General features: G+C 31.9%; 6 protein-coding genes. All 6 read right to left on the reverse strand.

Annotation, left to right across the window (positions count from 1 at the left end; genetic code table 11):
• Positions 1–1,004: 1,004 nt before the first annotated feature.
• The 6 genes from ABYT26_RS16880 to ABYT26_RS16905 all read right to left on the reverse strand — a co-directional run bounded on the left by ABYT26_RS16880 (position 1,005) and on the right by ABYT26_RS16905 (position 9,159).
• Positions 1,005–3,044, reverse strand: coding sequence for a polysaccharide biosynthesis protein (locus ABYT26_RS16880; RefSeq protein ID WP_372756062.1), 2,040 nt, complete (start codon positions 3,042–3,044; stop codon positions 1,005–1,007).
• A gap of 130 nt (positions 3,045–3,174) precedes the next feature.
• On the reverse strand, positions 3,175–4,311 hold the full coding sequence (locus ABYT26_RS16885; protein WP_372756064.1) for a DegT/DnrJ/EryC1/StrS family aminotransferase: 1,137 nt from the start codon (positions 4,309–4,311) through the stop codon (positions 3,175–3,177).
• Between the two features lie 300 nt (positions 4,312–4,611).
• On the reverse strand, positions 4,612–5,883 hold the full coding sequence (locus ABYT26_RS16890) for a condensation domain-containing protein (RefSeq protein ID WP_372756066.1): 1,272 nt from the start codon (positions 5,881–5,883) through the stop codon (positions 4,612–4,614).
• 78 nt (positions 5,884–5,961) lie between these two features.
• The gene (locus ABYT26_RS16895) at positions 5,962–6,231 is read right to left on the reverse strand and encodes an acyl carrier protein (protein ID WP_372756068.1); all 270 of its coding nucleotides are present in this window, start codon (positions 6,229–6,231) and stop codon (positions 5,962–5,964) included.
• Positions 6,232–6,243: 12 nt separating this feature from the next.
• Entirely contained in the window at positions 6,244–8,217 is a 1,974-nt protein-coding gene (gene asnB, locus ABYT26_RS16900; protein WP_372756070.1) for an asparagine synthase (glutamine-hydrolyzing), read from the reverse strand.
• A 375-nt stretch (positions 8,218–8,592) separates the two neighbouring features.
• Positions 8,593–9,159, reverse strand: a complete 567-nt coding sequence (locus tag ABYT26_RS16905) for a hypothetical protein (RefSeq protein ID WP_372756072.1) — start codon at positions 9,157–9,159, stop codon at positions 8,593–8,595.
• Positions 9,160–9,488: the final 329 nt, after the last annotated feature.

Below are 9,488 nucleotides of genomic sequence, written 5' to 3' on the forward strand. Positions count from 1 at the left end.
AAGATTCTTCATAATTAAAATTTAATAAAATACACAAATACAATATTTGTTACAATCAATGTAACTTCCCACCAAAACATTTTTGTTCATTTCTAGTTTTTTATTTAAAATCAAAAAATAGAATTCAGAGAGCTTAGCCATTCACTGCTGTTTTATACAAGGAATAATCACATTAAAAACAAGAAACATTTTATAAATTCCATGTAAAGCTTTAGACGTAGAATAAAGTAAAAAGTTTTATTTTTTTTTACATTAATATATATATTCGTATGACAAAACAACAATATATAACGACTAAATTTTCATTCCATTCCTTTTAAACCAAACAAAAAGAGAACCAATTCTGATTCCCGTTTTAATGTTGCTACTTTCTTAAACAACTACCATTCCATTATCCTATAAAATTACTTCTCAAAAAAAGATTTTTAAACAAACATCAATCTTTTAGGGGACTTTAGATATTTTACTCTTTGTGTCTTTATTTTTTTACTATATGATTGCATCTAATAAAATGTAGATCATTACCTCAGAACCTGTGGATTATTTCTACACGATAAATGACAAGTAAGGCTTATGAATTTTAAAAGTTCTATAATAAAAAAATGCCTCTTCGAAATAAATTCAAAGAGGCATTTTCCATGTTATTTTTTTTCAATTAACTCATCGCAAATAAGTCAAATTCCGAGAAAATTGATGCAATATAAGCCTGCAAGAAGAAAAGTTTAGAAGTTAATTAACTCTCTCTCAAACAAAAAAGTTCAAAACGTTTAATCGCTACAATCAGAACAGAACCAAATGTAATCAACCAAATTATAGTCAACATTCGACTATATCCTTCATTCAACTATTTGATTAATAAAAATATTTATCGCATTATTTTTTATTATCCAAGACATTTCCAATAGTTCACATCTTATTCCTAGTTAAAAGTTAAGGCATTATAAATCAATATTTTTCTCTATCTTATTAAATCAATTAATAATCAAAAGAATACAAAATATAATTTAATTCTTCAGTTTTGATTTAAGCTTCTTTGCTTTATTAAAAGTCATTTTTGTTTTATTAATATCTCTTGGAAGAACTGACATCGTAAAAAGCTCTTTACGCCTTGCTTTATTTCCAAATTTTATCAAATGCAATTCTACCTCCTCCCTCAAATTATCTAATGATTCATATTTTGAGTTTTCAGATAAAAACTCAGGAACCAATTCTTTCATGCGAGCAACAATCATCATTTCATCCTCACAATCCAACGATTCCAGTAAAAGAGAAATAGAAAAATTCACTTCATCGTAATTGTACGAACGCACTTTCCCAATCAGTATTTTTTCATTATAGGTAGGCAAGGTGTTTTCACTTGTTGCTAGCAATTCTTCATACAATTTTTCTCCTGGACGAAGTCCTGTATACTCTATTTTAATGTCCTCATCCACCTTCAAGCCAGCCAAATGAATCATTTTTTTCGCCAAATCAGCTATCTTCACTGATTCACCCATGTCAAAAACAAAAATCTCTCCTCCTTTTCCCATTGCTCCGGCTTCCAAAACCAACTGACAAGCTTCCGGAATGGTCATAAAATATCGGGTTATATCAGGATGTGTTACTTTAACCGGACCTCCCTGCTCAATTTGCTTTTTAAATAAAGGAACTACCGAACCATTCGATCCCAATACATTCCCAAAACGCGTAGTGATAAAAGAAGTTTTATTGCTTGCTATTTGTGCTAAAGACTGAATATATATTTCACATATCCGTTTTGAAGCCCCCATCACATTAGTAGGATTAACAGCCTTATCCGTAGAAATCATTACAAATTTCTCAACACCAAACTCTACTGATAAATCAGCTAAATTACGAGTTCCACCCACATTTACACGAACAGCCTCATAAGGATTCTCTTCCATCAATGGAACATGTTTATAAGCTGCAGCATTAAATACGATATGTGGCCGATGATTCTCAAAAAGAGTTCTCATACGAGCTGGATTTGAAATATCAGTTACAATTAATTCATTATCTAAAACACCATGCTTTGATTTTATTTCCTGCTGTAAATCATACAAGGCAGACTCTGCTTGATCTAAAAGAACCAGTTTTCCAATTGGAAATCGTAACAACTGACGAACAATTTCAGAGCCTATAGAGCCAGCAGCACCCGAAACCATTACTATCTTACCCCTAAATGTTTCACTAATTAGATCCAAATTTAGTTGAATTGGATCTCTTCCTAAAATATCTTCAATCTTTATATCTCTTACCGATTTTTCTGCAACCTTACCCTGCAACATATCGTCTACTGTTGGCAAAATCTTTATCTCCCAATTGTTTTCTAAACAAAAATCAGTTATTTCACGAATTTTTTCCTTTTTCAATTTTGATATGGCTAAAACCAAAATTTTCACCCCTTTTTTCAATCCAAAAGCTAATCCTTTTGAATAACTATCCACTGGGGCTTCACGCAATTGAGTTGACCATTTACTTCTATCATCATCAATAAAACCAACAATTTTATAATTTTCATTGTGATTTTTAGAAAGGATATCATAAGCCGTAAGTCCCAATTCACCTGCACCATAAATCATTACATGTTTAGGTTTTTCAACCCGTAAAAGAAAAGAATATACATCTCTTACGAGCATTCGAAATCCTGCTAAAAAAAAGAAGGTGAAAACAAATTGCAAAACAATCACCATATCCGGCATATCTATCCTACCAAATCCATATTCTGAATTTAAGTAATCAAGAACAAACAGCAGAGAAATCGCCATTAAATTAGAATACAATAAACGAGATAATTCTCCTAAGTCGGTATGTCGAATTACTCCTCTATAGGATTTAGTTATTAAAAAACAAAACGAATAAGTTGCAATACTCCATACACCTAACTCTATCAATACCGAAGCACTCACTTCAGGTAGGTGATAGTTCAGCCGGAGCACATATGCCAGTAAGAAAGCAATTGAGGTCAATAATATATCTATTAAAAAAATCCACCAAGGAGAAAGTATCCTTCGTCCTAACAATGATAATAATTTAGTCCTCATAATAAAATAGTTTGTTCAGGTTGTAAATATCTATTTAAACGAATCTGTTTGAGTGTTTAGGTTGATAAATAAAAAACAGATATGAGAGGGAGATATAATAAAATATAAGTTCTTGAAAATCAAGAAAAGTCTACTCGGAAAATAGACTCGATAAACAGGTAGAAATTCGTTTCATTTCATCTTGAGTTAGATTACTGCCAGATGGCAAACACAAACCATTCTCAAATAAACGCTCAGAAACTCCATTATCATAAAAGGAAAAATCATTAAAAACAGGTTGAAGATGCATGGGTTTCCATAAGGGACGAGATTCAATATTTTCTTCAGCCAATTTCAAACGTACGATCTCTCGGGTAAGTCCCTTTGATTCTTTAGGATCTATAATAATAGCCGTCAGCCAAAAATTTGAAAAATAATCGTTAGATGGTTCGGTCTGAAAATAAATTCCTGGTTTATCTTTCAATAGCTCTTTGTACCAACTATTTATTTCGCGTCTACGACTAATCCGATCATCAAGAACCTCCATCTGTCCCCTGCCAATACCAGCAACGATATTACTCATACGATAGTTGTAACCAATATGGCTATGTTGATAATGAGGTGCATCATCTCTAGCTTGTGTGGCCAGAAATCTTGATTGCTCAATCATTATTTTATCATCAGATAGCAAAGCTCCTCCGCCAGAAGTGGTAATTATTTTATTCCCATTAAATGAAAGAATGCCAAACTGTCCCCAACTACCCATTTTTTTCCCCTTTAATGAAGAACCTAACGACTCTGCAGCATCTTCTACAATAGGTATTGAATACATTTTTCCAAGGGCTCTAATCTCTTCCATTTTAGCAGGCATGCCATATAAATGAACGGGTATGATCGCTTTAGGTTTCTTCCCTTTTTTAATCCGGTCTTTAATTGCCTTATGAAGAGCAATTGGGCACATATTCCATGTATCTTCCTCAGAATCGACAAATACCGGACTGGCGCCTAAATATCGTATTGGATTTACTGTAGCTGAAAAAGTAAAACTTTGAACAATCACCTCATCACCTTCTTTAACCCCTAATAAAATTAATGCCAAATGTATAGCAGCTGTGCCTGAGCTAAGAGCAGAAACTTGACTCGTATTTATGTATTTAGCTAATGTATTTTCAAACTCATTAACATTTGGACCTAATGGAGCTACCCAATTGGTATCATATGCCTCTTGGACATATTTTAACTCACTCCCTCCCATATGAGGGGAGGACAACCATATTTTACTTTTCATGATTTTAATAAATTGAATAGATTATCAGAGTTAGATTAATATAGTACATAATAAACTAACAGATATATAAATGGATAAAGCTTCGATGAAAAATTAAAACGATTAATAATTGAACATAATCTTCATAACAATCTCTAGTTCTAAATTTAGAACATACAACGATAAAAAGATGCTATATTATTAACGTATGAGCAATCTAGATAAATAGTTCCATAAGGATGGTGAAAAGCTTAATTATAAGCCAATACTTTAATATGAATGTAGATTAATTTCTTAATTATTAGGAATAGCAGTCTACCTTCAACTGGATACTAGCTCTGTAACTATCTCCTTATAATTTTCTATCCATTTACGTATGGTGGAATCATTAAAAAGGTCCGATGAATATTCTAAAAAAACATGTATTTCACCTCCCCTTTCCCAAAAAGTGAAAAACAAATCAAGTTGTGAGCCTAGTTTCTCAATCACCAAAGGAGAAATACTTAGACCGTCAAAATTCACTTCCATTGGCGGCTCACTAGTAAATCCTATTTGAAATATAGGATTACGTGAAAAACTTTTTTGGAATTCTATATTTTCCAACAAAAATAAAAAGGGAATTTCCTGATTTCTATGGGCTTGCAATAAACTTATTCTTACTTGCTTTAATAGATCATTTTCGTCATTTATTGATGAAAAATCAACATGAATAGGAACAATATTAAGAAAAGGACCAAAAATATTCTTAAAATCAGGTTTTCTTCTGTTGGTTACGGGAACTCCTACAATAACATGATCCTGATTACTTAATCTACTACAGAGCAATGCATAAGCGCTCAACAGAATCACGAATGGATCAATCGAAATTTTCATTCCAATTTTTTTTACACTTTCAGTTTTTAACTTATCCAATGTAAAATAAATTCTTTTCCCTTTTTTAGAGCTAAGCGACGGTCGTTTATGATCCGTAGGTAAGTCAAGTACCAAGTCCGCTCCTACCAAGTGTTTTTTCCAAAAACCAATCATTCGGTCAGCATCCTGAGTACATAGTTTTTCGTTTTCCCAACTCACAAATTCCGTATAAGAATTAGCTACTTCCTCAACATTAAGATCAATATTCTTTAAAAACTGATTATAATAGGAAGATAGTTCCTTACCAAATATTTTTTTTGAATGAAGATCAATTATTATATGATGAAAAGTTATAGCCAGTATCGAAATATCGTTCTTAAACGAAAACAATTTAATTCTGAACAATGGCCACTTATCTAGAGCAAACAATTGGTGAATTTCCTCTTTGAGACCTAAAAATTCGACTCCATCATAAATGCCTGGTATAAAAACTTGTGCAACTTTAATTTTGGCATCATTCTCATCAACGAAAGATTGTAAAATTTGGTTTCCTTCACGAACATAAAACGATCTTAAAATATCATATCTGCCAATAATAGTATTGATGGATTTTTCCAGTAAATCAACATGAACCTTGCCCTTTACCTTAAATAAAGATGGGATCAAATAGGATGTATCCTTAGGATACATCATGTTATTGATATAAAATTGCTTTTGAATATTAGATATTGGGTAATACATATTTTATTTGAAGAAAATTTTCAAACAGTACTTATTTATCTCATCTTTAGTTATCATTTATATTATAAAGACAAATAATCAGGCAAGAGATGTCTTGCCATTATAATTAAGAACGACAAAATCTACAATTTTAAAAACAGAACCAAAATTAGCCCGATTCATCATTTCTTCAGTAACCTTAAATGAAAATTCTTCCTCAATAAAGGAAGCAATCTCAATAAGGCCCATTGAGTCTATAATCCCTGTGTCAACAAGTGACTCTTCCAATTCAATATCAGATTCTTCCACCATAAATTGACAGCACAAGAAATCAATTAATTGAGACTGAACTTTATCTTTTGTAATCATATCTATATTAATTTAATATTCCACAATTTTTATCTTTAACAAATTTTCCGAGAGAATAAATTTCTTAGGATTCTTCATCCAATAATTTGCAATTTGAGTTGACAAGATAAAAGTGATAATCATGTTATCCCTATAACCAATATTCTGAGGAACACCATTGGAGAATTTTGTCATAAAACGTTTCACAAATCTTAAATCAAACAAATTGTAATCTTTTATTAAATCATCACTCAGAAAGAAAGCAACATTTTCTGTCGGTTTCCCATTCACAATAAACGATTTGAGATCTGGTGACATATACGGTCGTTTAGGACGATTTAAAATAGACTTTGGAATTTTATCCTTAAAACTTTGAGTCAGTATATGTTTTTGAGAAAAACCATTCAATTTATATTTTTCATTCAATGTAAACATGCTGTCAACAATCCGATGATCCAAAAAAGGATATCGCCCTTCAACACTATGTGCCATAGACATTCTATCACCCTGAGAGGATAGTAGGTATCCAGACAATAGAGTATTCATCTCCATGAATTGATTCTGTTGAAGAAAACTCCAAGAAGAGTACTCCTTTGGAAAAAATGAGTTCATTTCTTTAATCATTGAATTCTTATCGGAAAAAAGATGATGATCCCTATTAAAATAGTTTTTAATAATCTTATTGTTATGAATACGGATATTCGCTGAAGCCAACTTATTATCAAAGTCACCCAGGAAACCCTCATAAAACATCTTCATCATTCCATACTGCCGTCCATCACTGTAATGATTTAAATGAGGATATAATTTTTTTATAAGCTGAGGACGAATAGTTGAATCAGGAAACTTCGACCAGAACTCCAGCATTTTCACCTCTTTAAAAGAGTCATAACCCCAAAGAATCTCATCCGCTCCTTCGCCCGTAAGCACAACCTTAATGTCATTCTCCCTAACTTTTTGGGAAAGTAAATATAAGGGAACCGCTGCAGTTCTAAAAACTGGACGTTCTGTATGATAGATAGCATCAGGAAATGCACCATCTATTTGCTTATTATTGATGTTGAGCGTGCAATGATCGGAATGAATTTGATCAACCATCTCTCTCTGGTAACTGGATTCATCATAATCAGCATCGCCAAAAGCAATTGAAAAGGTTTTAAATCTTTTTTCAGTATTTGCATGAACCAAATGAGTAATAACAGAACTGTCTATTCCACCGCTAAGGTAGGCTCCCACTGGAACATCACTTCTCAATCTTAATTTAACCGAATCTTTCAATAAGAAATTAAATTCTTCTGTTGCCTGCTGAAAGGATCTATGATCGTAGGAATTGTTCTCTCCCAATTCATAATACCTCTTTTCCAGAATCAATTTTCCATTTTTATATTTCGCATATGTTCCGCCTTGCAAAGACCTAACTTGCTGATAAATTGTATGATCACCATATGTATTCCAAAGTAAGGCGTGTTCATACAATCTTTTTACATCAAACTCCCTCGAATACCCTTCTATGGTATCAAAAGCCTTCAATTCTGAAGCAAAATAAAAACATCCCTTGAAATCTAAAATGTAAAGTGGGCGAATGCCAAATCTATCCCTGGCTACAATCAATTCTTGATCTTCTTTGTTCCAAATTAAAACAGCAAACTGTCCATTTAATTTTTCAAAACAACTTTCACCGTAATATTCATAAGCGAGAAGTAATACTTCTGTATCGCTTGTCGTTTTAAAATTTACACCTCTTTTCTTTAGTTCAAGTCTTAATTCAATAAAATTATAGATTTCTCCATTAAAAGAGATTACATATTTTTCAGTAGTCAAAGGTTGATCACCCGTAGAAAGATCCACAATTGATAAACGGGAATGTCCCAGTGCAATTTCAGGTGAAATATAATATCCCCAAGCTTCTGGCCCCCTATGCTGAAGAGTAGATATCATTTGTTGAATTTCATTCTGCCTTGAATATTTACTAAAATTCTTTCCATAAACACCCGCAATTCCACACATAATAATTCGTCTAATTAAAATAAATATAATCCATGTTTAGTTCGCAAACTATTGCCGCCCTCTTCAAAAAAAGTAATTAACTCAACATCTGATATGCACATAAACTAATTACGGATTTTATACTTAAGGCATAAAAAATAAGATTCAAAATATGTAAATGAGAAACCAAAACAGTTCCTAATAGACAAGTCAAATTAATAAGAATGATAACCGTTGCTGATGATAAGTTGAATACTGAATGAAATTTTAAAAAAAGAAATAAAACAAAGTTTACAACCATCATATGATACAAATAAATACCATATGAAATTTTCCCTAAATACCGCAGCATCCTAAATCTTTCGAATCGCTTATCATCAACCACTAAATTTGCAATTAACATACAAAAAAGAATAAGCTCAAAGGCTCCTTTACTATATTCGTTGCTGAATTGAAACCAATCAGTAGTAAAGTGTAGTAAAAATAGAAGGTAAATCCCCAAACGAGCAATGAGAGACCTAAAAGATAATCGATACCCATTTCTACTGAGTACAGCAACAGCACCTCCGGCCGACATAAAATAATAATAAACTGAATACTCTTTAAAAAAGGTAAAATAATTGGCGTAAAAAAAACAAAATAAATCAAGGTAAATAGAAGTAAACCTTTGGTGTACCGATGAATTGCCAATACTGCTAAAATTGGTGCTGTAAACAAATAAAATTGTTCTTCTATTCCAATAGACCACAATACTAATAGTATCGATCCAGGATCGTAAAGGGTTTCAAATACATTGGGTAAAAAAGCCACATTTAATGCAATCGCATCAATTAGATTATAATTGATCTCATATGGAATACCAAACCGAATAACAACACTAAATAATATACTGGATATAATCTTAAAATTCTTCTTACATAAAAATTTTAATGTTGATTGATCCAAAATATCGTTTTTCATCATAAAGTAAACCAATAATAAAATAGCAACTTAAGGTGAAAAATACCAAGACCGCTTCGGTTCCCCTATTAAATATGGATAATTCTGAAAAATGTGGGAGATCTAGAGCCATAGATAACTGTGGTATGTGGCAAATAACCACACAAATGGCCAAAAATCCACGAAGCTGATCCAAGCTTTTGATTTTCAGTTTTTTTAAAGTCACACTTTTAACTATTGACTCTTCTGATTTTCTGATAATCATATTTTCTTGGCTGGATTACCATAAACAGTACACTCACTTTTTATATTTCGAAAAACAACACTACCTGCTCCTACTATTACTTTTTCAA

The organism is Labilibaculum sp., from assembly GCF_041595635.1.
GTDB lineage: Bacteria > Bacteroidota > Bacteroidia > Bacteroidales > Marinifilaceae > Labilibaculum.